This window comes from Stenotrophomonas sp. 01N47 (assembly GCF_056399165.1).
Genome location: NZ_JBFTQU010000005.1, coordinates 478,536 through 499,992 on the forward strand (window position 1 = coordinate 478,536; position 21,457 = coordinate 499,992).

The window sequence follows — 21,457 nt, forward strand, 5'->3', positions numbered from 1 at the left end:
GCGCTGGGGTTGAAGCGAGCAAGATGGGGGCCGGCGGCCCCCATGACAAGTCAGGCGCGCACTTCCTGCAGCAGCTTGCCACCGGCCTTGCGCTCGCGCGCGGCACGGATGAAGCCGATGAACAGCGGGTGGCCATCACGCGGGGTGGACAGGAATTCCGGGTGCGCCTGGCAGGCCAGGAACCACGGATGCTGGTCGCGCGGCAGTTCAATCACTTCCACCAGGGTGTCGTCCATCGACTTGCCGGCGATCACCAGGCCGGCGTCTTCCAGCTGGGTGCGATAGCGGTTGTTGAACTCGTAACGGTGGCGGTGGCGCTCGGAGACCACGTCCTTGCCGTACAGCTCGCGGGCCAGCGTGCCCGGCTTCAGGCGCTGTTCCTGCAGGCCCAGGCGCATGGTGCCGCCCAGGTCGCTCTTGTCGTCACGCTTTTCCACGTCGCCGGTGGCGGTGCGCCATTCGGTGATCAGGCCGATCACCGGGTTCGGCGACTGGCGGTCGTTCTCGGTGCTGTTGGCGTCTTCCAGGCCCACAACGTGGCGCGCGTAGTCGACCACGGCAGCCTGCATGCCGTAGCAGATGCCGAAGTACGGCACCTTCTGCTCACGGGCGTACTGCGAGGTGAGCACCTTGCCTTCGAAACCACGGTCGCCGAAACCACCCGGCACCAGGATGCCGTCGACATCGGCCAGCGCCGACATGTCGCTGCCTTCCAGGTCCTGCGCTTCCAGCCACTTCAGGGTGACCTTGGTGCGCTGGCGCAGGCCACCGTGCTTGAGCGCCTCGCCGACCGACTTGTAGGCGTCCTGGTGGTCGATGTACTTGCCGACCACCGCGATGGTCACCGCATCCAGCGGATGCAGGGTGGCATCGACGGCGTCTTCCCACATCGACAGGTCGGCCGGGCCGGCCTTGTCGGCCAGCTTCAGCTGGTTGATGACGATCTCGTCCAGGCCCTGTGCGTGCAGGCCCATCGGAATGCGGTACAGCACATCGACGTCGGGCACGCTGATCACCGCGCGCTCGGAGACGTTGGTGAACTGGGCGATCTTGCGACGCTCCGAATCCGGTACCGGCTGTTCCGAACGGCACAGCAGCACGTCCGGCTGGATGCCGATCGAGCGCAGCTCCTTCACCGAGTGCTGGGTCGGCTTGGTCTTCAGCTCACCCGCGGCGGCGATGTACGGCACCAGGGTGAGGTGCATGAACAGTGCCTTTTCCGGGCCACGCTCGGTGCGTACCTGGCGGATCGCCTCCAGGAACGGCAGCGACTCGATGTCGCCGACGGTGCCGCCGATCTCCACCAGGGCCACGTCGAAGCCCTCGGTGGCTTCATCCATGCAGCGACGGATCTCGTCGGTGATGTGCGGAATGACCTGTACGGTCGCGCCCAGGTAGTCGCCGCGGCGCTCCTTGCGGATCACTTCCTCATAGATGCGACCGGTGGTGACCGAGTTCTTGCGACTCAGGCGGGTGCGCACGAAGCGCTCGTAGTGGCCCAGGTCGAGGTCGGTCTCGGCGCCGTCGTCGGTGACATACACCTCACCGTGCTGGAACGGGCTCATGGTGCCCGGGTCGACGTTGATGTACGGATCGAGCTTCATCATCGTGACCTTCAGGCCACGCGCTTCGAGAATGGCGGCCAGTGACGCGGCGGCAATACCTTTGCCGAGCGAGGACACCACGCCGCCGGTTACGAAAATCAAGGGAGTCATGGCTGCAAGCATCCTGTCTGGAAATGGAAAACGGCAGCGCCACGCCTGCCCGGGGGGCGGGCGTGGAGCAGAAAGGGGGTTTTCCGGTTCGCTGGAGCAGCGAGGGAGGTGCGGGCCTGGCCGGCGCCGAGCGCCAACGGGGAACCACCCTGCGAGGTCGGGGCGGCCGTGCCGGTCACTTCGACCGTCACCTGCGACCCGCTTTGCTGGAGGCCACGCTTGGCCGTGCCAGCCCATTCGCAAATGGTGGACACGCACTTACTCCCGGAAAGCCATAGTTTACAGATAGATGGCCGCCAACCCAAGGGGCAGATGACGCCATCGGCAAAAAGAAACGCCCCGCTGGGCGGGGCGTTCAAGGGTGAAACCCTTGCGGGAAGGGCTTCGGAGGGGCAGAAGAATTACTTCTTCTTGCGTGCCTCTTCCTCTTCTTCCTGCTGCGGCACCGGCTGGCCCTTGGCCTTCATCTCGGCATTGGCCTGCGCGCGGCGCTTGGCCTTGGCCTCGGCTTCAGACTGCGCCTTGTCGGCCTGGTCACCCTGCTGCGGAGCAGGCTGGCCGGCGTTCTGCGCCAGCACCATCGGCACTGCAACAGCGGCGGCAGCCAGGATCGCAATGGTCAGCAACTTCTTCATGGAGTCCTCCTCGCGGTATGGCTCGGATGTGGGGGGCGCCGGTGTTCGGTTCCAGCGGCTGCCATTTTACCCCCTCCCCGCCAACGAGGCTGAACCGCAGGCGTGCAAATTCCCGGTCCAGACCGCACACTTGCCCGTCGCTCCACGCTTTCGAAGACAGATGAACGCCCGCTATAACGCCGCCGATATTGAAGTCCTGTCCGGCCTTGACCCGGTCAAGCGCCGCCCCGGCATGTATACCGACACCGCGCGCCCGAACCACCTGGCGCAGGAAGTGATCGACAACTCGGTGGACGAGGCCCTCGCCGGCCATGCCCGCTCGATCGAGATCACCCTGTTCAAGGACGGCAGCGTGGAGGTCAGCGATGACGGCCGCGGCATGCCGGTGGACATCCATCCGGAAGAGAAGATCCCGGGCGTCGAGCTGATCCTGACCCGCCTGCATGCCGGCGGCAAGTTCAACAACAACAACTACACCTTCTCCGGCGGCCTGCATGGCGTCGGCGTCAGCGTGGTCAATGCGCTGTCGACCCTGGTGGAAATCCACATCAAGCGCGACGGTGCCGAACACCGCATCACCTTCCGCAACGGCGACCGCGCCTCGCCGCTGGAAGTGGTCGGCACCGTAGGCAAGAAGAACACCGGTACCCGCCTGCGCTTCTGGCCGGACCCGAAGTACTTCGATACGCCCAAGTTCGCCGTGCGCGCGCTCAAGCACCTGCTGCGCGCCAAGGCTGTGCTGTGCCCGGGCCTGACGGTCAAGCTGACCGACGAAGCCACCGGCGAGGTCGACACCTGGCACTACGAAGACGGCCTGCGCGATTACCTGCGGCTGGAGCTGGGCGATCGCGAATCGCTGCCGGCCGATCTGTTTGTCGGCACGCTGAAGAAAGAAACCGAGATCGTCGACTGGGCCGTGGCCTGGCTGCCGGAAGGCGAGCTGGTACAGGAAAGCTACGTCAACCTGATCCCGACCGCGCAGCACGGCACCCACGCCAATGGCCTGCGCACCGGCCTGACGGAAGCGCTGCGCGAATTCTGCGACTTCCGCAACCTGCTGCCACGCGGCGTCAAGCTGGCCCCGGAAGACGTGTGGGACCGCGTGTCGTTCGTGCTGTCGCTGAAGATGACCGACCCGCAGTTCAGCGGTCAGACCAAGGAGCGCCTGTCCTCGCGTCAGGCCGCCGGTTTCGTCGAAGGTGCCGCGCACGATGCGTTCAGCCTGCTGCTGAACCAGAACGTGGAGCTGGGCGAGAAGATCGCGCAGATCGCGATCGAGCGCGCCAGCGCGCGCCTGAAAACCGAGAAGCTGGTCGTCCGCAAGAAGGTCACTCAGGGCCCCGCCCTGCCCGGCAAGCTGGCCGACTGCATCAGCCAGGACCTGTCGCGCACCGAACTGTTCCTGGTCGAGGGCGACTCGGCAGGCGGCAGCGCCAAGCAGGCCCGCGACAAGGATTTCCAGGCGATCCTGCCGCTGCGCGGCAAGATCCTCAACACCTGGGAAGTGTCCTCCAACAGCGTGCTGGCCTCGGAGGAAGTGCACAACCTGGCGGTGGCCATCGGCTGTGACCCGGGCAAGGAAGACATCAGTGGCCTGCGCTACGGCAAGGTGATCATCCTGGCCGACGCCGACTCCGACGGCCTGCATATCGCAACGCTGCTGACCGCACTGTTCCTGAAGCACTTCCCGGCGCTGGTCGATGCCGGCCACGTGTTCGTGGCGATGCCGCCGCTGTTCCGCATCGACGTGGGCAAGCAGGTGTTCTACGCCCTGGATGAGGAAGAAAAGCGCTCGATGCTGGACAAGATCGAACGCGAGAAGATCAAGGGCGCCATCAACGTGACCCGCTTCAAGGGCCTGGGCGAGATGAATCCGCCGCAGCTGCGTGAATCCACCATCCATCCGGACACCCGTCGCCTGGTGCAGTTGACCATCGACGATGGCGAGCAGACCCATTCACTGATGGACATGCTGCTGGCCAAGAAGCGTGCGTCTGATCGCAAGGGCTGGCTGGAGAGCAAGGGCGATCTGGCTTCGCTGGAAGTCTGATTCCCGAACCCGTGGTAGTGCCGGCCGCTGGCCGGCTGCTTTTCGTGAACCAGCGGGATACCTGGGTTGCCGGCCAGCGGCCGGCACTACCGGACCTCTTCGTGCTGCCGGCCAGCGGCCGGCACTACCAGACCTCTCCACGCTGCCGGCCAGCGGCCGGCATTGCTGGGTCGATGGATCCGCCGCCATCGGCAAACCCTGCGGGTCCATAATGCGCGTTCATCCGCGTGGACGACCCCATTGCCCGCCAACTCGCTGCTGTTCCCCGGGCTGCCGCTGCACAGCGCGCGCCTGGTGCTGAGCCCCATCCGCCGCGATGACGCCGTGGCCCTGTTCGCCCTGCAGTCCGACCCGGACGTGATGCACTGGTGGAACCACGCAGCGTGGACGCGCCCCGCCGAAGCACGCGCGCAGATCGACGACGACCTGGCTGCACAGGCTACCGGCACGCAATTGAAGCTGGCCCTGCGCGAATCGGTGGACGGCCCGCTGCTGGGCATCTGCGTGGTGTTTGCGCTGGATCGGGACGCGGCACGTGCCGAAATCGGCTATCTGCTGGCACCTGGCAGGCAGGGCCACGGCTACATGCATGAAGCGCTGCAGCAGGTGCTGGCCTATCTGTTCAACACCCTGCAACTGCACCGGGTGGAAGCGGAGATCGATCCACGCAACCACGCCTCGGCACACGTGCTCGAACGCCTGGGCTTCCACCGCGAAGGCCTGCTGCGGCAGCGCTGGCGCATCCGCGGTGAGCTGGCGGACTCGGCCGTGTATGGGCTGCTGGCCGACGACGCTGTGCGAGGTGCCACCTCCGCTTGACCGGATCAGGCCGCAACGCTGGCCCATGCCTTTGGACACATACGGTACGCGGCACCCCGCCCTAGCATCGGGGTCCCTTCCGCTGCCGTTCCGGTGCCATGAAGTTCCTGCTGCACTCTGCCGCGCTCTGCGTCGGCCTGCTGATCGCCCCTGCCTGCGTGCTGGCCGCGCCTGCTGCTGACGGCGCCTCCGAAACGAAAGAAGAAAAGACCGAAGCCGCGCCCCTGCCGGCCGATGCGTCGGCTCGCCAGAGCATGCGCCTGGCTGGGCGCACCCTCGACTACACCGCCACCGTCGGCACCCTGCCGGTACGCGATGCGAAGGGCAAGGTGATCGCCGATGTGGTGTTCACCGCCTACACGATGCCGGGCAAGGACCGGCCGGTGACCTTCGCGCTCAATGGCGGCCCCGGCGCGTCTTCTGTGTACCTCAACCTGGGCGCCATCGGCCCGAAGGTGGTGACCTTCGGGTCGGAAGGCGACAGCGCATCGGCGCCAGCGAAGCTGCACGACAATCCCGGCACCTGGCTGGACTTCACCGACCTGGTGTTCATCGATCCGGTGGGAACCGGCTTCAGCCGTGCCCGCATCGGCGATGACGAAGCGAAGAAGCAGCTGTACAACCCCAGCGCCGATATCGAGTACCTGTCGCGTTCGATCTACGACTGGCTGCTGCGCAACCAGCGCATGGCCTCGCGCAAGTACCTGACCGGCGAGAGCTATGGCGGCTATCGCGGCCCGCGCATCACCCACTTCCTGCAGACCCGTCTGGGCGTGGCGATGAACGGCCTGGTGCTGGTGTCGCCTTACCTGAGCCCGACTCTGGAAGACAACGCCGATGTCTCGCCGATGGCGTGGATGCAGACCCTGCCGTCGATCGCTGCCGCGCACCTGGAGCGCCAGGGCAAGCTGACCGACGCGGCGATGCGCGAGGTGGTCGAGTACACCCGCGGCGACTACGCCACCGCGTTGATGAAGGGCCGCAGCGATCCGCAGGCGACCGAGGTGATGTTGCGCCGGGTGGCCGAGTTGACCGGCCTGGACCCGCAGTTCGTGCGCCGCGCCGGCGGTCGCCTGGAAACCCAGGCCTACCTGCGCGAGGTGTTCCGCGACAAGGGCACGCTGGGAAGCCGCTACGACTCCAACGTCACAGCATTCGATCCATTCCCGAACGATCCGGAGCAGCGCGCCAACGATCCGCTGCTGGACAGCATCATCGCCCCGACCACCACCGCGATGGTCGACTTCGTCACCCGTGAGGTCGGCTGGAAGGTGGATGCGCGCTACCAGGCACTGAACTACGACGTGAACCGTCTGTGGGATCGCAATGGCGATCTGCGCGAGGGCGCGGTGACCCAGCTGCGCCAGGCCGTGGCGATCGACCCGCATCTGCAGGTGCTGATCGTGCACGGCTGGAATGACCTGTCCTGCCCGTTCATGGGCTCGATCCTGACGGTGGACCAGATGCCGACGATGGGCAGCAATCCGGACCGCGTGCAGGTGCGCAGCTATCCGGGCGGGCACATGTTCTACAGCCGGGCTGACAGCCAGGCGGCGTTCCGCAGGGACGTGCAGGCGTTGTTCCAGCGCAATTGAGGGGAAGTCGGCCGGGCCTGCGGCCCGGCACCCGCGGAATCGACCGCAACGGCAACGTCAAAAGCGGGCTTTCCGTGGGTTGGCGGGGTGGGCCCGGTTGCGGGGGGCGCCGTAAACCCCCAGACCGGCCCTGCCGCTGGCGGCTGTGCGTTCGGGCGCTTGCGAAGCAGTGCTTCGCAAGCAAAGCGCCCTCACCCTTGGGGGCTTGGCCGCGGCATCCATGCCGCGGACACCCCCGCAACCGGACCCACCCCGCCTTCGACAGGTTCCGGCTGCTGTTGGTGGGTGTCGACTTCCTGCTGCTGTTGGTAGGTGTCGACCTTGGCCGACACGGTAGATCCACGCCATGCGTGGAGACGGGAAAATGATCTGCCCATGAAAAAAGCCCGCCGGAATCCGGCGGGCTTTTTGTTTCCAGAATTGGCGTGGAACTCAGGCCCAGCCGAGCAGCTCGAACAGCTTCAGGATCAGGTAGGCGCAGCCGCCTGCCGCCGGGATGGTCAGGATCCATGCCCAGACGATGCGCTCGATCACGCCCAGGCGCAGCGAACGCGGGTTCTTGGCAAAGCCGACGCCCATGATCGCGGTCGAGATGCTGTGGGTGGTCGACACCGGCATGCCGAAGTGGGCAGCCACGGTCAGCACGGTGGCCGAGCTGGTCTCCGCAGCGAAACCGTGGATCGGATGCAGCTTGACCATCTTGTGGCCCAAGGTCTTGATGATCTTCCAGCCGCCCGAGGCGGTACCGGCGGCCATCACCACGGCGCAGGTCAGCACGATCCACATGGCAATGCCATCACCGGCGTGCGCGTCCGGATGCATGAAGGCCAGCCACGACGGCAGGTCGTTCAACGCGCCGGTCGCTTCGGCACCGATCAGGGTCATCGCGATGATGCCCATGGTCTTCTGCGCATCGTTGTGGCCGTGGGCAAAGCCCATGTAGGCCGCCGAGGCGATCTGTGCCTTGCCGAAGAAGGCATTGACGATGCGCGGGCGTGCCAGTCGGCCGATTGCGCCGCCGATCTTGGCCAGGCCGGCGATCAGTGCCCACAGCAGCACCATCACCACAATACCGAGCAGGAAGCCGGCAATCGGCGAGGTGATCATCGGCACGAACACCTTCCACAGCAGGCCCTTGTTCTGCGCCCAGCTGCCGAAGCGTTCCGACCAGATCAGCGCGTCCCAGTTGTTGTGGGCCGCGGCGAGGCCGGCACCACACAGGCCGCCGATCAGTGCGTGCGAGGACGAGGACGGCAGGCCCTTCCACCACGTGATCAGGTTCCAGATGATGCCGCCCAGCAGCGCGCACAGGATCACCTGCGGGGTCACATCGACCACGTTGGTGTTGAGCAGGCCCGACGCAATGGTCAGGGCCACGGCGGTGCCGGTCAGCGCACCCAGCAGGTTCATGAACGCGGCGAGCATCACCGCCCAACCGGGCGAGAGCACCTTGGTCGCCACCACGGTGGCGATGGAGTTGGCGGTGTCGTGGAAGCCGTTGATGAACTCGAAAACGAGCGCGGCCAGGATCACCACCAGAACGAGGGTCAGCATGCTGTGGCGTCCGTCAGCTGTTCTTCAACACGATCTGGTAGGCCACCACGCCGGCTTCGCGGCAGCGGTCGATGGCCTTTTCCAGGATCTCGAAGAATTCCTTCAGCAGGAACATCTGCAGGTTGTCCAGGCGACCGGAATAGATGTCGCGGTACAGCTCGAGCATCAGGCGGTCGGCTTCGTTTTCCAGCGAACGCAGACGCTCGTTGAGCGCGGTCATCCGGTCCAGGTTCATGTGGCGCAGGTCGGCGACCATCTCCACCACCACGCCAGCGGCCTGCTCCAGCATCGCCGCGCGGGGCGCGAAGTCGATGTGCTCCAGGTGGGTCGTGGCCAGCGAATAGCGATCGGCGAACTTCTCGATCTGCTTGGGAATCTTGTACAGGGCCGAGCCCAGCGCTTCGATGTCTTCGCGCTCGATCGGGGTCATGAAGCTGTCCACCAGCGCCTGGCTGATCTTGTCCGAGGCCGCGCGCTCGCGCAGACGGGCCAGCTTGAACGCATCCAGGGCGGGCTGGCGATCGGCGTCGCGCAGCATCGAATGCAGTGCCTTGGCGGCATCGGAAGCCGCGACGGCAGCCTCATCAAGCAGGGTGTAGAACTGTTTGCCGGAACCGAAAATGGTCTGCAGAGAGAACATTGAGAAACCTGTCAGCCGTCGCGGGAAGGACGGCACCAGTGCGAATTATGACGGCTAGATGACCATCACGGGTATCCCTGCCCCTTTCCGGGGGTCGGGACACCCAAAACTGAACAGGCATTTGCCACCCGACCACGGCCCTTTGCTAAGATGCCAGCGCGCCTTCGGGCGCACCTTATGGACGACGACCCTTATCCCCCAGCGCCGCGCCGGACCCTGATCCTGAGCGCCTGCCGCCATCGCAAGCACCCGCCCTCCCTGTCACCAACCGGGGACGATGCCCGTGTTTGAAATGATCCTGATTGTCTTCGCGCTCGTTCTGTTGAACGGCTTTTTTGCCATGTCCGAGATGTCGGTCATGACCTCGCGCAAGAGCCGCCTGAAGCAGCTGGCCGGTACCTCCAAGCGCGCGGCCAAGGCGCTGGAGCTGTCGGAGAAGCCGGAAGCCTTCCTGTCCACCGTCCAGATCGGCATCACCGTAATCGGCGTGCTGACCGGCTTCCTCGGCGGCGAAGCACTGGGTGAGGCCATCGGCGGCTGGATCCAGGGGCTGATGCCGGGCTTCGCCTATGCCGGTGCGGTTGGCAAGGCGCTGGCGGTCACCTTCATCACCTTCATCACGCTGATCTTCGGCGAACTGGTGCCCAAGCGCCTGGCCCTGACCCGTTCAGAGGACATCGCCGGGCTGGTGGCGCTACCGATGAGCTGGCTGGCCAAGCTGGCCTTCCCCTTCGTCTGGCTGCTGTCCAAGACCACCCAGCTGGTGCTGCGCCTGTTCGGCCTGGGCAAGGACGAGGTCGCGTCGGTGACCGAAGAGGAGATCCGCATGCTGGTGGCCGAGAGCCACGAGGCCGGCGTGATCGACAGCCACGAGCGCGACATGATGAACCGCGTGATGCGCCTGGGCGACCGCACCGCCGACAGCCTGATGACCCCGCGCAACCGGATCGCCTGGCTGGACACCCTGGGTGGCCTGGACAAGAACCTGGAGATCATGGCCGAGCACGAGTTCTCGCGGTACCCGGTGTACCGCGACAACGACATGGACGTGGTTGGCGTGCTTGAACTGAAATCACTGGCCACGCGGATGGCACGCGGCGACAACGCGCTGTTCCAGACGTTGCGCGAACCGCTTTATGTGTCCGAATCCACCCACGCGATGAAGCTGCTGGAGATCTTCCGCGAAGAACAGCAGTCGATGGCGCTGGTGGTGGACGAGTACGGCGAGATCCAGGGCCTGGTGACCATCAGCGATTTGATGGGCGCGGTGGTCGGCCGCCTGCAGGCGACGGAGAATGCCGACGAGGACGCGCTGGTGGTAACCCGTGAGGACGGCTCGCTGCTGGTGGACGGCTCGCTGCCCATCGAGGACCTGCGCGAGCTGATCGGCAGCAACGACCTGCCCGACGCCGAGGATGGCGATTACTACACCCTGGCCGGCATGTGCATCCACTTCTTCGGTCGCATCCCGCACGCGGGCGAGTACTTCGACTGGGCCGGCTGGCGCTTCGAGGTGGTCGATCTGGACGGTGCGCGCGTGGACAAGCTGCTGCTGCGCACCCTGTCCGACGAGCAGGCCGATGAGCTCACCGCCTGACGCCGGCCCCGGCGCTGCATCGCCGGAGTACCGCAACGAGGGCATCCGGACCCTGCTGGCGATGTTCGCCTTCGGTGACCCGGCCCAGCACATGAAGCTGGGGCAGATCCTGCAGGATCTGCAGCAGAGTGCCTTTGGTGTATTCCTGTTCGTCGCCATCCTGCCGGCCTTCATCCCCATCCCGGGGCTGGGCGGCGCGGTTAGCGGTCCGTTGGTGATCCTGATCGGCCTGCAGATGCTGTTCTGCATGCGCCGGCCCTGGCTGCCCGGCTTCATTGCCCGTCGCGGGCCGAAGCGCGGCACCATGCACCGGTTCCTGGATCGCATCGATGGTGCCCTGCGCCGTCTCGACCGCATGCTCAAGCCGCGCATGCCACAGCTGCTGACGCCTGCCCCCGCCCACGCCTTCAGCGGTCTGCTGCTGGTTCTGCTGGGCCTGCTGCTGTCGTTGCCGATTCCGTTCACCAACTATCTGTTCGGCTTCCAGTTGCTGCTGTTTGCGCTGGCCCTGCTTGAACGCGACGGCGCGCTGATGTTGTTCAACTGGGTGGCTGCGCTGGTGGCGATCGCTTTCTTCGGCTTCAGTTCCGGGCAGCTGGTGGGCTACACCGTCGACCTGTTCCAGCGCTGGTTCTGAGCGCACCGTGGTAGAGCCGGCCGCCGGCCGGCTGCCACGTTTCCCTGATTACCGGCCAGCGGCCGGCACTACCTCGGGCCCGGATCAACCCGCGTTACCACGGGCTGGGATCAACGCAGATCGATGAATCCGTTGTCGCCCAACCGTGCCGGCTCATCCTGCACCGCCGACAACACGAAACTCAACGCCGAGCCGAGCAGCGTGCCCGGTCCGTCCCAGTACTCGGCGGTCTCTGCACGCACGTGGATCAAGCGCAGGCTCGGGTCATCCGGGCCGCCGGGGAAGAACAGCTTCATCGCCGGCGACCACAGCTCTTCGACCTTCGCGCGGTCATCGATGATCCGTGCCACGCCGGCTACCGACACATACGTATTCTTCGATGGCGAGGCATAGGCCACGTTGACCCGCGGGTCGAGCGCGATCTCGGCCACCTTCGGGCTGTCGGCAGCAGTGGCGAACCACAGGTCGCCATCGAAGGCGACCTGCTGGGTGCCGAGCGGACGGCTGTAGAGGCGCCCATCGACACCACGGGTGGTGAACATCGCCACCTCCACGTCCTTGATCAGTTCAGCCAGCTGGGCAATGTGCTCGGTACGCGATTCGTCCATGGGGGACTCCGGAAGTGGGAGCCCCCATCAGACGCGTCCGCACCGCAAATTGCCGTGACGCAATTGTTCAGCCCGCGTGGCGGGCATGCCAGGCGTGCATTGCCAGCTCGAACGAGCGAAGGCGCGCGCGATGGTCGTACAGGTTGGCAGTGAGCATCAGTTCGTCGGGCTGATGGCGTTCGACGAACGCCGCAATGCCATCGGCGACCTGCTGCGGATCACCCAGCACGGTGCACGCCAGCGCCCGCTCCACGCCCAGCTTCTCGTGGGGTTCCCAGAACGCTTCGATGTCATCGATCGGCGCCGGAATCTTGCCCGGACGGCCGCGACGCAGGTTGACGAAGCTCTGCTGCTGGCTGGTGAACAACCGCCGCGATTCGGCCTCGCTGTCACTGGCCACCACGTTCAACGCCAGCATCGCGTGCGGCTGCTTGAGCGTGGCCGAAGGGCGGAATTCGCGGCGATACACCGCGAGCGCTTCATCCATGGAATCGGGGGCGAAGTGCGAGGCGAAGGCGTACGGCAGGCCCATCGAGGCGGCCATGCGTGCGCCGAACAGGCTGGAACCGAGGATCCAGGTCGGCACCCGCAGGCCGCCACCCGGTACGGCCTGCACCGCCTGCCCCGGCTGCACCGGTTCGAAGTAGTGCAGCAGCTCGCGTACGTCCTGCGGGAACTGGTCGGCACTGTCGAAATAGCGGCGCAGGGCGCGCGCGGTCGGCTGGTCGGTACCCGGTGCGCGGCCCAGGCCGAGGTCGATGCGATCCGGGTACAGCGAGGCCAAGGTGCCGAACTGCTCGGCCACCTGCAGAGGCGCGTGATTGGGCAGCATGATGCCGCCGGCGCCGACACGGATACGTTTCGTACCACCGGCCACATGGCCGATCAGCACCGCCGTGGCGGCACTGGCGATGCCAGGCATGTTGTGGTGTTCGGCCAGCCAGTAGCGGCGGTAGCCCAGCGCATCGGCATGCTGGGCGAGCTCAAGCATGTTGGCAAAGGCGGCAGTGGTATCGCTGCCCTCGCAGACCGGGGCCAGGTCGAGGATCGACAACGGGATCATCAGGCGGTTTTCCGTCACAAGATCCCCGTTTGATGGGGTCGCCCTGCCCCCACGGCCAGTGCCGGTGGCGGGACGCTGATTCCTGCCTGGCCGGTTCAGGCCCGCAGGCCAATGTAGAAGCGTCAGAACGCGCTGGGGCGTGGCTCGGGCAACGGCTCGTCCACCAACGGCTTCAGTTCGGCATCCAGCGCCACCCGTTCGTCGAACACGAAACAACGACCTTCGTAGCCCTCACCGCCGACTTCCTCGAAGTAGCCGAGGATGCCGCCATCGAGCTGCAGCACGTTGTCCATGCCGTCGTTGAGCATCCACAGCGCTGCCTTCTCGCAGCGGATGCCACCGGTGCAGAAACTGACCACGGTGCTGTCCTTCAGCGCTTCACGATGGGGCGCCAGCGCCTCAGGCAGATCGGTGAACTTGTGGATGGGTAGTACCAGCGCATCCTTGAAGGTGCCGTACTCGATCTCCTGCAGGTTGCGCGTATCAAGCATCACCACCGGCTTGCCAGCATCATCGTGCCCCTGCCGCAGCCAGCGCTGCACGGTGGCGGGATCAATCGCTGGCGCGCGCGGGTAGTCCAGCGGCTGGCCATCGTCACGACGGAAGCTGATGATCTCGTCCTTGACCTTGGCCTTCAGCCGCGCGAACGGCTGGTGCTCGCTGAAGCTGGTCTTGACCCGCATATCGGCGAAGCGCGGATCAGCATGCAGTTCCGCATAGAAGCCATCGATCGCGGACGGTGCACCCGCCAGGAACAGGTTCAGCCCCTCGCCCGCCACCAGGATCGTCCCCTGCAGGCCGGACGCCTCGGCACGCGCCTGCAGCTGGTCGCACAGGGCCTGGGGGGCGTCGATGACGGCGAAATGATAGGCAGCGGTATTGGCGATCATCCCGCCATTTTAGCGCCTGACCGCCCCCGTATCAGCCTCCACCGTTCATCCACGCATGTCGTGGATCTACCACAGTGTCGACCAAGGTCGACATCTACCGACAGCACTTGGAACGCGTCCGGGGCGGGGCGGTGTGGACAGGCGGGGGCGCAGAGCGCCATGGATGGCGCTCTACGAGGCACGCAGGAGCAGCTTTTGCCGTCCCCCGCCTGCCCACACCGCCCCGCCCACCACGGAACGCCCGCTGTTGCTGTTGCTCTTGCCTCTGCGGGTGCCGGGTGCAACCCGGCCGGACCCCCTACCCCCGCAGCAGCATGAACGGCAGCAGCACCAGTGCCGCCGCCACCGCCATGCCCAGCAGCACCAGCACCACGAACACAGGGCGGCGGCGCAACAGGCTGCCAAAGGTCTCGGCAGTGCCGTCGCGCAGGGCCTGTTCGCGCTCGGCACGGACCCGCACCCCGCGGGCCGCCTGGTAGTCGGCCATCAGCGCCTTGGCACGCGGCTGGTCGGCATCCTCGCGCAGCCACAGGCCACCATTGGAGATGCCCCACGGACTGGGTTCGGTGCGGTACCAGGCGATGCCGTGCTGGTCCAGCAGCGTGCAGACATCGGCATATTCGTCGTTGCCGACATTGCGCAGATTGAGCAGGAGTTTTGCCATGCCACCATGATACCCGGCGCCGATGCGCTAACCTTGCCGCCCTCGACTCATCGCCCCTGGAGACGCCTGATGCGCCGCCTGCTGCTTCCCCTGCTGCTGTCCCTCGCCGCCGTTGGTTGCTCGTCGGAGCCGTCCGGCCCGCCGCCGGGAGGCACCATTGCCACGTTCGAGCGCATCGACACCCAGCCGGGCAGTGGTGCCGAGGCCGTGCCGGGCCAGAAGGTCAGCGTGCATTACACCGGCTGGATCTACGACGAGCGCGCCGACAACAAGCACGGCAAGACCTTCGACAGTTCGGTCGAGCGCGGCGAGCCGTTCACCTTCACGCTGGGTGCGGGCCAGGTCATCCGTGGCTGGGATGAAGGCGTCGCCGGCATGAAGGTCGGCGGCAAGCGCACGCTGATGATTCCGCCGGAATTCGGCTATGGCGACCGCCAGGTCGGCCCGATCCCGGCAGGTTCGTCGCTGGTGTTCGACGTCGAGCTGCTCAATGTCCAACAGTGACGTCCGCCCGCCGCGCCGCATCGCCGTCATCGGCGGCGGCCCAGCCGGGTTGTTTGCCGCCGAGCGGCTGCGCGCGGCAGGCCTGGATGTCGATCTGTACGAGGCCAAGGGCTCGCCGGGCCGCAAATTCCTGATCGCCGGCAAGGGTGGGCTCAACCTCACCCATTCCGACCCACGCCCACTGTTCGACAGCCGCTACCGCGAGCAGGCCACCCGCGTCGGCCGCTGGCTGGATGGTTTCGACGCGCAGGCGCTGCGCGACTGGGCCGCTGGCTTCGGCGTGGAGACCTACGTCGGCAGTTCCGGCCGGGTGTTCCCGGTCGACCGCAAGGCGGCACCGTTGCTGCGCGGCTGGGTCCGCCGGCTGAAGGAGCAGGGCGTGCGCCTGCACGTCAACCATCGCTGGCTGGGCTGGAGCGACGACGGCGCACTGCGTTTTGCCACCGACAACGGCGAACTGGAGGTGCGTGCCGATGCGACCGTACTGGCACTGGGCGGCGGAAGCTGGCCGCAGCTGGGCAGCGACGGCACATGGGTTCCAGCGCTGCAGGCGCGCGCCGTGGATATCGCGCCGTTGCAATCGGCCAACTGCGGATTCGACGTTGCATGGACGCCGTTCTTCGCGCAACGCCATGCGGGCGCACCACTGAAGCCGGTCGTCGCACATTGGCATGGCCTCGACGGTGAGCCCCGCACCCTGCAAGGGGAGTGCGTGGCCAGCGAGTACGGTATCGAAGGCAGCCTGATCTACGCCCTGTCGGCCGACCTGCGCGACACCATCAACCGCGATGGCCATGCCACGCTGCGGCTGGACCTGGTTCCGGGCCGCGACGAGGCACGCCTGCAGGCCGATCTCTCGCAGCCGCGCAAGGGGCGAAGCTTCGGCGAGCACCTGCGTCGCCAGGCTGGACTGGACGCAGTGAAGACCGCACTGGTGTTCGAAACACTGGGCAAGGATGCCGGCAACGATCTGGCCGCGGTGATCGCCACGTTGAAGCGCCTGCCATTGCGCCTGCTGCGCCCGCGGCCGATGGCCGAGGTGATCAGCACGGCCGGCGGCGTGCGCCTGGATGCGCTGGACGAGGGCCTGATGCTGCGTGCATTGCCCGGCGTGTTCTGCGCCGGAGAGATGCTGGACTGGGAAGCACCGACCGGTGGCTACCTGTTGACGGCGTGCTATGCCAGCGGACTGCGTGCGGCAGAGGGCGTGGCCGCTTGGTTGGCCGCGCGTTGATCAACGCGCGATAGCGCCGGAAATTTCACCCCGGCCGGCGCATCTTCACCGACGCCAATGCCACGCCACTGGGATGCGGATACAGTTCCTCGCGCTCGGCGACGAAGCCCTGACGCTGGTAGAACGGCACCGCGTTGAGCGAGGCCGACAGCACCACCTCGCGCGTCGGATCAGCCAGAGCCAGCAACCGCTGTATCAGCGCCTGGCCGATACCCTGCCCGCCCCGATCCGGATCGACGAACAGCGCGTCGATCTCGTTGCCCTCGGCATCGAATACACCGAACCCCAGCACATTGCCCCGATCATCCTCGGCCACGACGCAGCCGCCCTGCCCCAGCAGCCGCGAATACTGCACCGGCGGCGGCGATGCCGACCAGGGTGCAATCACCTCCGGCGGATAGTGGCTGCTGCACAGTTCACGCACACAGCGCGTCCGCAGGGCCCACAGCGTGCCCACATCATCGTCGGTACCCGTCCTGAACTGCATGCAGCCTCCTTGCATGGATGGTTTTCGTGCAGTCGAGCATGGGCTCGGCCCTGCGACGCGGGTCATCGCGACTTGCTGGCCCGCAGCGCCTGGATCTTCGGTGGCGGCTGGAACGAATCGCTGCGTGCGTCCGCCCAGAACGAATGGAACACCGCGTGGTCGGGCACCTTGTGCAGCAGCTCGCCCGGTTCCAGGTAGCGATACAGCGAGGCCAGCGAGCGGATCTCGACCGGCGACACCCGGCGCAGGATGTGTTCCGGGCCGAGCTCGGCCGGATCGTTCAAGCCCGCCGCGCACAGCAACTCCTTCAGCGCGTGCAGGGTGTGCTCGTGGAAGCTGTACACGCGCGTGGCCTTGTCCGGTGCATCCAGATGCTTCCAGCGGGCCGGATCCTGGGTCGCGATGCCGGTCGGGCACTTGTCGGTATGGCAGCTGAGCGACTGGATGCAGCCCAGCGCGAACATGAAACCGCGCCCTGCATTGCACCAGTCGGCGCCCATTGCAATGGTGCGGGCGATATCGAACGCGCTGGTGATCTTGCCGGCAGCGCCGATACGGATGTGCTCGCGCAGATCCAGGCCCACCAGGGTGTTGTGCACCAGCAGCAACGCTTCGTGCATCGGCACCCCCACGTGATCGACGAATTCGGCCGGTGCCGCGCCGGTACCGCCTTCGGCGCCATCGACGACGATGAAATCAGGCAGCAGACCGGTCTCGTGCATCGCCTTGGCAATGCCGAACCATTCCCACGGGTGGCCGATGGCCAGCTTGAAACCAACCGGCTTGCCACCGGACAGTTCACGCAGGCGGGCCACGAACTGCAGCAGTTCAACCGGCGTGGAGAACGCCGAATGGCGCGATGGCGACACGCAGTCCACGCCCATCGGCACGCCACGCGTCACCGAGATCTCGGCGGTCACCTTCGGCGCCGGCAGCACCCCGCCATGGCCGGGCTTGGCGCCCTGCGACAGCTTGATCTCGATCATCTTCACCTGATCGTGGTTGGCATTGGCAACGAAGCGTTCCTCGCTGAAGCCGCCCTTCTCGTCACGGCACCCGAAGTAGCCCGAGCCGATCTCCCAGACCAGGTCACCGCCCATCTCACGGTGATACGGCGAAATCGAGCCTTCGCCGGTATCGTGGTAGAACCCCCCCAGGCGTGCGCCTTCGTTCAATGCGCGGATCGCATTGGCCGACAGCGAACCGAAACTCATCGCCGAGATGTTGAACACGCTTGCCGAATAGGGCTTGGCACAGTTCGCACCGATCAGCACGCGGAAATCATGCTTGGCGATGGTGGTGGGCGCCAGCGAATGGTTGATCCATTCGTAGTCCACCGCATACGTGCTGCGCAGGGTCCCGAAGGGCACCGTGTCCATCTGGTTCTTGGCGCGCTGGTAGATCAGCGCGCGCTGCTGCCGCGAGAACGGCACATCCTCCAGGTCACTCTGCACGAAGTACTGGCGGATCTCCGGGCCGATCGATTCCAGGCCATAACGGAAGTGCGCCATCACCGGATAGTTGCGGCGCAGGGTGCTGCGCTTCTGCAGCAGGTCCCAGGTCCCCAGCGCCACCATCGCAGCTGTAATGCCGACGCCCCAGTACCAGGCCGGCCAGATCGTGGCCAGCCTCAGGCAGATCGGAAACATCAGGATGGCGAGCAGGTAGACGATATACCGGTGCATGGCGTTCCTCGGTTGCAACTGCCCCGAGTCTACCGCGCAAGCACCTACAGGCGATCGTCGACCACGCTGCGCGGCCAGGCGGACTTCACGTCATAGACCAGCCCACCGGGCGCCAACAGGCTGCGGATATGGGCATCGTCCATCGCCTTGAAGCTCTCATGCGCCACCGCCAGCACCACCGCGTCGTAGCTGCCGGGCACCGGCTCGGCCAGCCAGTTCACGCCCTCGTCCGCCATGGCAGCTGGCCCCACCCACGGATCGCTGACGTCCACCTGCGCGCCGCTGCCGGCCAGCCGCTGGGCCAGTTCCAGCGCGCGGCTGTTGCGCAGGTCCGGGCAGTCCTCCTTGAAGGTCACGCCCAGCACCAGGATGCGCGAATGCGCTGGCATGCGACCACGTTCGGCCAGCATCGCCAGCACGCGCTTGGCCACATGCTCGCCCACCCGGTTGTTGACCTGCCGGGCGGTGTGGATGAGGTCGGGGTGGTAGCCCATGCTTTCGGACTTGTGCAGCAGGTAGTACGGGTCCACGCCGATGCAGTGGCCACCCACCAGCCCCGGCCGGAACGGCAGGAAGTTCCATTTGCTGCCCGCGGCGTCGAGCACATCCTGGGTGTCGATGCCAAGCCGATCAAAGATCAGCGCCAACTCGTTGACCAGTGCGATATTGACGTCGCGCTGGATGTTCTCCACCACCTTGGCCGCTTCGGCGACCCGCATCGACGGCACCGGGAACGTGCCGGCGGTGATGATCCGCTGGTACAGGCCATCGACCACCGCAGCCACGTCCGGCGTTGAACCGGAGGTGATCTTGCGGATGTCGGTCAGGCGCCGTTGGCGGTCACCCGGGCTGACCCGCTCGGGACTGTAGCCGCAGTAGAAATCCTCGTTGAAGCGCAGGCCCGAGCCCTGTTCCAGCAGCGGCACGCAGACTTCTTCGGTGGTGCCCGGGTAAACAGTGGATTCGTAGATCACCAGGTCACCGGCGCGAAGATGGCTGGCGATCAGTCGCGTCGCCGAACGCAGTGGCTCCAGATCAGGCTGCTCGTAGGCGTCGATCGGCGTGGGCACGGTGACGATGTAGACGTTGCAGGCGTCGAGCTGTGCCGGATCGCTGCTGTAGCGCAGCAGCGACGCGCTGGCCAGTTCATCCGGTTCCATCTCCAGCGTGTGGTCCTGCCCGCCGGCAAGTTCGGCGATGCGTGCGGAATCGATATCGTATCCCAGGGTGGGCAGCTGGCGGCCGAAAGCCACCGCCAGTGGCAGCCCGACATATCCCAGGCCGATGATGGCCGGGGACGGCATCTGTGCTGCGCCGATCGGCGCGCTCATGCGCGGCGTCCAGCAGGCGGCAACTGTGTCCACTGGGTCATGCGAGGGTCCGGGTGCAGGCAAACATGCCGACAAGGTTAACCGCGGCAGCGGCGCCAGACCACGCCCCGATCAGGATCCGAGGCTGACGGCCGCCGGCTCGAGTTCGCCGTGCCGCCCCGTCCAGGCCCGCAACAACAGGCAGAAGCCATGCTCCGGGGGCTCTTGCGCCAGGCTGAAACCATGCCACGGGGCCGCCACGATGCTGCCCAGCGTCGCCGCATCCACGTGCCGGTTGGCCATCGTCCAGCGCGGGAACCAGCGGCTCGGGATTGGGCCTGCGGCAAGTTGGATGATGCTGCCGTGGCGACGTGCGTTGCCGATCCGCGCGTGCACCGAAGCCAGCCCATCCCGTGGGCCTTCGATGTACTGCAGGAAACGGCTGCCATCGAACATCAGCGCCCCGGTCACCCCGGCCATGCGGTTGAACGCGGTCGCATCGGCCAGCAATGCATCGAGCTCGGGCACGTCCAGTCCCTCCCTGGCCGTGCTGACATAGGCGTACGCATGCAACGGCATGTCCATCACTCCCCTCCTGAGTGCAGAGGAATATGACAGGAAGCACGAGGACTTCAAGCGTTGGTTATTCCGGCGGCGACTCGACCTGGTAGCCGCGTTGCACCAGCGCATCCAGATAGCCCTCGCCCAGCAGCAGGCTGACCGGCACCGTCGCGAAGGTGCCTGGATGACGGCTCAGCGCCGCATCCACGCCCTGCAGCCAGCGCGTGCGCACCTGCTGCGGCATATCGCTCCAGCCACGCCTACGCACGAAGGCCGAATCCTGCAGCAGTTCGCGGCAGGTCTGGGCCATCGACGAGCCCGACAGCCGACGCAGTGCGGCGACATCGCCGAGTGCCCAAGCGTTGGCGCGCTCGCGCAACACCGGCGCCTGGAATTCCACCGTGTCGAGCGTGCGTTCGAAGCACGCGCGGTCATCGACTTCGGTGGCCTGCAGCTCCTTCAACGTGCCACGGATGTCGTCGACCTTCAGCTTGACCTGCACGTCTTCCGGCTTCAGATCGTGCGCCTTGTACGCGCGCCCGAGTGCTTCCTTGACCTGCTTGCCATCGCGCAGGCCGTTGCGCTTGAGGAAGGCCTGGTACAAGCGGCCGGAGGCCACCAGCGGACGGTCCTTTTCCACGCCACGGTCATTGCCCATGTAGGTCTGTTTCAGCGCCAGCCAGCGCGCGTGTGTTGCGGCCGGCAGGATCTGATCCAGCGTGCGCCCCTGCGGATCGCGCGCGGTCTTCATCGCCAGCGGCAGCAACATCAGGCCCTTGAACACACCGATCTTCGCATCGAGGCTGAAACCCGGATCACCCAGCACATGGTCGACACCGGCGATGGTCCGTTCGACTTCGTCGGAACGCCATTGCACGCCGCTTGGCAACGGCGAGACCGTTCCCAGGATCCACAGCACATGCCCCTGCGGAGCGGTGACCTTCCAGAGCCCGGGGCCGGGCTGTTCACCGGTCACCTGCACCGTGTCCATATCCACCACCGGGCCAGTGGGCGCTGGTGCCTGCTGCGCGGCGGCCGGGCCGATCGCCAGCATCAGCCCCAGCACGGCACTGCATCCGATCCATCGCTCGCCACGTGCACGCATATCGCCATTCCCGGAAATGTTGGCGGACTGTACCCAGCCCCGCGCCCGACTGCGTAAAAGGCGCGTTAGCCGGCGGCAGCGGCGGCGATTCCGTTACAATCGGC

At 66.2% G+C, this 21,457-nt stretch carries 20 protein-coding genes; 7 read left to right on the forward strand and 13 right to left on the reverse strand.

The window, feature by feature from the left end; all coding sequences use genetic code 11:
* Positions 1–50: 50 nt before the first annotated feature.
* Both AC1DKR_RS12005 and AC1DKR_RS12010 read right to left on the reverse strand, forming a co-directional pair.
* Positions 51–1,715, reverse strand: coding sequence for a CTP synthase (locus AC1DKR_RS12005; RefSeq protein WP_478033018.1), 1,665 nt, complete (start codon positions 1,713–1,715; stop codon positions 51–53).
* Between the two features lie 401 nt (positions 1,716–2,116).
* Positions 2,117–2,350 carry a hypothetical protein gene (locus AC1DKR_RS12010; protein WP_025878895.1) on the reverse strand — a complete coding sequence of 78 codons (234 nt, stop codon included), beginning with the start codon at positions 2,348–2,350 and terminating at the stop codon, positions 2,117–2,119.
* A 160-nt stretch (positions 2,351–2,510) separates the two neighbouring features.
* Here AC1DKR_RS12010 and parE point away from each other — a divergent pair, with 160 nt between their 5' ends.
* The 3 genes from parE to AC1DKR_RS12025 all read left to right on the forward strand — a co-directional run bounded on the left by parE (position 2,511) and on the right by AC1DKR_RS12025 (position 6,814).
* Positions 2,511–4,400, forward strand: coding sequence for a DNA topoisomerase IV subunit B (parE, locus tag AC1DKR_RS12015; RefSeq protein WP_312107474.1), 1,890 nt, complete (start codon positions 2,511–2,513; stop codon positions 4,398–4,400).
* Between the two features lie 240 nt (positions 4,401–4,640).
* Positions 4,641–5,219 (forward strand): GNAT family N-acetyltransferase, encoded by a 579-nt coding sequence (locus AC1DKR_RS12020; RefSeq protein WP_394195698.1) that lies wholly within the window; start codon positions 4,641–4,643, stop codon positions 5,217–5,219.
* Positions 5,220–5,317: 98 nt separating this feature from the next.
* Complete coding sequence (locus tag AC1DKR_RS12025; protein ID WP_442244572.1) at positions 5,318–6,814, forward strand: S10 family peptidase; 1,497 nt, start codon at positions 5,318–5,320, stop codon at positions 6,812–6,814.
* Positions 6,815–7,246: 432 nt separating this feature from the next.
* Here the strand turns inward: AC1DKR_RS12025 and AC1DKR_RS12030 are convergent, their stop codons facing one another.
* Both AC1DKR_RS12030 and AC1DKR_RS12035 read right to left on the reverse strand, forming a co-directional pair.
* The gene (locus AC1DKR_RS12030) at positions 7,247–8,368 is read right to left on the reverse strand and encodes an inorganic phosphate transporter (protein ID WP_312107468.1); all 1,122 of its coding nucleotides are present in this window, start codon (positions 8,366–8,368) and stop codon (positions 7,247–7,249) included.
* Positions 8,369–8,381: 13 nt separating this feature from the next.
* Positions 8,382–9,008, reverse strand: coding sequence for a DUF47 domain-containing protein (locus AC1DKR_RS12035; RefSeq protein WP_025878890.1), 627 nt, complete (start codon positions 9,006–9,008; stop codon positions 8,382–8,384).
* Between the two features lie 277 nt (positions 9,009–9,285).
* On the opposite strand from AC1DKR_RS12035, the gene AC1DKR_RS12040 reads away from it, so the two are divergent.
* Together AC1DKR_RS12040 and AC1DKR_RS12045 are read left to right on the forward strand one after the other, a co-directional pair.
* Positions 9,286–10,605: a hemolysin family protein gene (locus tag AC1DKR_RS12040; protein WP_089240219.1), complete on the forward strand. Its 1,320-nt coding sequence runs from the start codon at positions 9,286–9,288 to the stop codon at positions 10,603–10,605.
* Positions 10,589–11,242, forward strand: a complete 654-nt coding sequence (locus AC1DKR_RS12045; RefSeq protein WP_025878888.1) for an exopolysaccharide biosynthesis protein — start codon at positions 10,589–10,591, stop codon at positions 11,240–11,242. The genes AC1DKR_RS12040 and AC1DKR_RS12045 overlap by 17 nt, the downstream gene beginning before the upstream one ends.
* Positions 11,243–11,352: 110 nt before the next feature.
* Here the strand turns inward: AC1DKR_RS12045 and AC1DKR_RS12050 are convergent, their stop codons facing one another.
* The 4 genes from AC1DKR_RS12050 to AC1DKR_RS12065 form a co-directional block, all read right to left on the reverse strand.
* Positions 11,353–11,850 (reverse strand): pyridoxamine 5'-phosphate oxidase family protein, encoded by a 498-nt coding sequence (locus tag AC1DKR_RS12050; protein ID WP_025878887.1) that lies wholly within the window; start codon positions 11,848–11,850, stop codon positions 11,353–11,355.
* 67 nt (positions 11,851–11,917) lie between these two features.
* The gene (locus tag AC1DKR_RS12055; protein WP_180167592.1) at positions 11,918–12,913 is read right to left on the reverse strand and encodes an LLM class flavin-dependent oxidoreductase; all 996 of its coding nucleotides are present in this window, start codon (positions 12,911–12,913) and stop codon (positions 11,918–11,920) included.
* A 122-nt stretch (positions 12,914–13,035) separates the two neighbouring features.
* On the reverse strand, positions 13,036–13,803 hold the full coding sequence (locus tag AC1DKR_RS12060; RefSeq protein WP_312107457.1) for a sulfurtransferase: 768 nt from the start codon (positions 13,801–13,803) through the stop codon (positions 13,036–13,038).
* A 298-nt stretch (positions 13,804–14,101) separates the two neighbouring features.
* Positions 14,102–14,467 (reverse strand): DUF6164 family protein, encoded by a 366-nt coding sequence (locus tag AC1DKR_RS12065; RefSeq protein WP_032976499.1) that lies wholly within the window; start codon positions 14,465–14,467, stop codon positions 14,102–14,104.
* Between the two features lie 69 nt (positions 14,468–14,536).
* Between AC1DKR_RS12065 and AC1DKR_RS12070 the strand changes: the two genes are divergently transcribed.
* Both AC1DKR_RS12070 and AC1DKR_RS12075 read left to right on the forward strand, forming a co-directional pair.
* Positions 14,537–14,971 (forward strand): FKBP-type peptidyl-prolyl cis-trans isomerase, encoded by a 435-nt coding sequence (locus AC1DKR_RS12070; RefSeq protein ID WP_025878883.1) that lies wholly within the window; start codon positions 14,537–14,539, stop codon positions 14,969–14,971.
* The gene (locus tag AC1DKR_RS12075; protein WP_478033027.1) at positions 14,958–16,205 is read left to right on the forward strand and encodes a TIGR03862 family flavoprotein; all 1,248 of its coding nucleotides are present in this window, start codon (positions 14,958–14,960) and stop codon (positions 16,203–16,205) included. Before AC1DKR_RS12070 ends, AC1DKR_RS12075 begins: the two co-directional genes overlap by 14 nt.
* Positions 16,206–16,230: 25 nt before the next feature.
* Here the strand turns inward: AC1DKR_RS12075 and AC1DKR_RS12080 are convergent, their stop codons facing one another.
* The 5 genes from AC1DKR_RS12080 to AC1DKR_RS12100 all read right to left on the reverse strand — a co-directional run bounded on the left by AC1DKR_RS12080 (position 16,231) and on the right by AC1DKR_RS12100 (position 21,353).
* Positions 16,231–16,692, reverse strand: coding sequence for a GNAT family N-acetyltransferase (locus AC1DKR_RS12080; protein ID WP_478033029.1), 462 nt, complete (start codon positions 16,690–16,692; stop codon positions 16,231–16,233).
* Between the two features lie 62 nt (positions 16,693–16,754).
* Positions 16,755–18,377: an FMN-binding glutamate synthase family protein gene (locus AC1DKR_RS12085; RefSeq protein ID WP_478033031.1), complete on the reverse strand. Its 1,623-nt coding sequence runs from the start codon at positions 18,375–18,377 to the stop codon at positions 16,755–16,757.
* A 44-nt stretch (positions 18,378–18,421) separates the two neighbouring features.
* Complete coding sequence (locus AC1DKR_RS12090; protein ID WP_394195703.1) at positions 18,422–19,708, reverse strand: nucleotide sugar dehydrogenase; 1,287 nt, start codon at positions 19,706–19,708, stop codon at positions 18,422–18,424.
* A gap of 111 nt (positions 19,709–19,819) precedes the next feature.
* Positions 19,820–20,272: a BLUF domain-containing protein gene (locus AC1DKR_RS12095; RefSeq protein WP_312786223.1), complete on the reverse strand. Its 453-nt coding sequence runs from the start codon at positions 20,270–20,272 to the stop codon at positions 19,820–19,822.
* Positions 20,273–20,330: 58 nt separating this feature from the next.
* The gene (locus AC1DKR_RS12100) at positions 20,331–21,353 is read right to left on the reverse strand and encodes a TraB/GumN family protein (RefSeq protein ID WP_478033036.1); all 1,023 of its coding nucleotides are present in this window, start codon (positions 21,351–21,353) and stop codon (positions 20,331–20,333) included.
* Positions 21,354–21,457 lie beyond the last annotated feature (104 nt).

Excerpts from the sequence above, each read along its gene's own strand:
- AC1DKR_RS12075 (WP_478033027.1), top strand. The coding sequence starts at position 14,958 with ATGTCCAACAGTGACGTCCGCCCGCCGCGCCGCATCGCCGTCATCGGC.
- AC1DKR_RS12085 (WP_478033031.1), bottom strand. The coding sequence starts at position 18,377 with ATGCACCGGTATATCGTCTACCTGCTCGCCATCCTGATGTTTCCGATC.
- parE (WP_312107474.1), top strand. The coding sequence starts at position 2,511 with ATGAACGCCCGCTATAACGCCGCCGATATTGAAGTCCTGTCCGGCCTT.
- AC1DKR_RS12010 (WP_025878895.1), bottom strand. The coding sequence starts at position 2,350 with ATGAAGAAGTTGCTGACCATTGCGATCCTGGCTGCCGCCGCTGTTGCA.
- AC1DKR_RS12050 (WP_025878887.1), bottom strand. The coding sequence starts at position 11,850 with ATGGACGAATCGCGTACCGAGCACATTGCCCAGCTGGCTGAACTGATC.
- AC1DKR_RS12030 (WP_312107468.1), bottom strand. The coding sequence starts at position 8,368 with ATGCTGACCCTCGTTCTGGTGGTGATCCTGGCCGCGCTCGTTTTCGAG.
- AC1DKR_RS12005 (WP_478033018.1), bottom strand. The coding sequence starts at position 1,715 with ATGACTCCCTTGATTTTCGTAACCGGCGGCGTGGTGTCCTCGCTCGGC.
- AC1DKR_RS12055 (WP_180167592.1), bottom strand. The coding sequence starts at position 12,913 with ATGATCCCGTTGTCGATCCTCGACCTGGCCCCGGTCTGCGAGGGCAGC.
- AC1DKR_RS12045 (WP_025878888.1), top strand. The coding sequence starts at position 10,589 with ATGAGCTCACCGCCTGACGCCGGCCCCGGCGCTGCATCGCCGGAGTAC.
- AC1DKR_RS12025 (WP_442244572.1), top strand. The coding sequence starts at position 5,318 with ATGAAGTTCCTGCTGCACTCTGCCGCGCTCTGCGTCGGCCTGCTGATC.
- AC1DKR_RS12035 (WP_025878890.1), bottom strand. The coding sequence starts at position 9,008 with ATGTTCTCTCTGCAGACCATTTTCGGTTCCGGCAAACAGTTCTACACC.
- AC1DKR_RS12065 (WP_032976499.1), bottom strand. The coding sequence starts at position 14,467 with ATGGCAAAACTCCTGCTCAATCTGCGCAATGTCGGCAACGACGAATAT.
- AC1DKR_RS12040 (WP_089240219.1), top strand. The coding sequence starts at position 9,286 with ATGCCCGTGTTTGAAATGATCCTGATTGTCTTCGCGCTCGTTCTGTTG.
- AC1DKR_RS12070 (WP_025878883.1), top strand. The coding sequence starts at position 14,537 with ATGCGCCGCCTGCTGCTTCCCCTGCTGCTGTCCCTCGCCGCCGTTGGT.
- AC1DKR_RS12100 (WP_478033036.1), bottom strand. The coding sequence starts at position 21,353 with ATGCGTGCACGTGGCGAGCGATGGATCGGATGCAGTGCCGTGCTGGGG.
- AC1DKR_RS12095 (WP_312786223.1), bottom strand. The coding sequence starts at position 20,272 with ATGGACATGCCGTTGCATGCGTACGCCTATGTCAGCACGGCCAGGGAG.
- AC1DKR_RS12080 (WP_478033029.1), bottom strand. The coding sequence starts at position 16,692 with ATGCAGTTCAGGACGGGTACCGACGATGATGTGGGCACGCTGTGGGCC.
- AC1DKR_RS12060 (WP_312107457.1), bottom strand. The coding sequence starts at position 13,803 with ATGATCGCCAATACCGCTGCCTATCATTTCGCCGTCATCGACGCCCCC.
- AC1DKR_RS12090 (WP_394195703.1), bottom strand. The coding sequence starts at position 19,708 with ATGAGCGCGCCGATCGGCGCAGCACAGATGCCGTCCCCGGCCATCATC.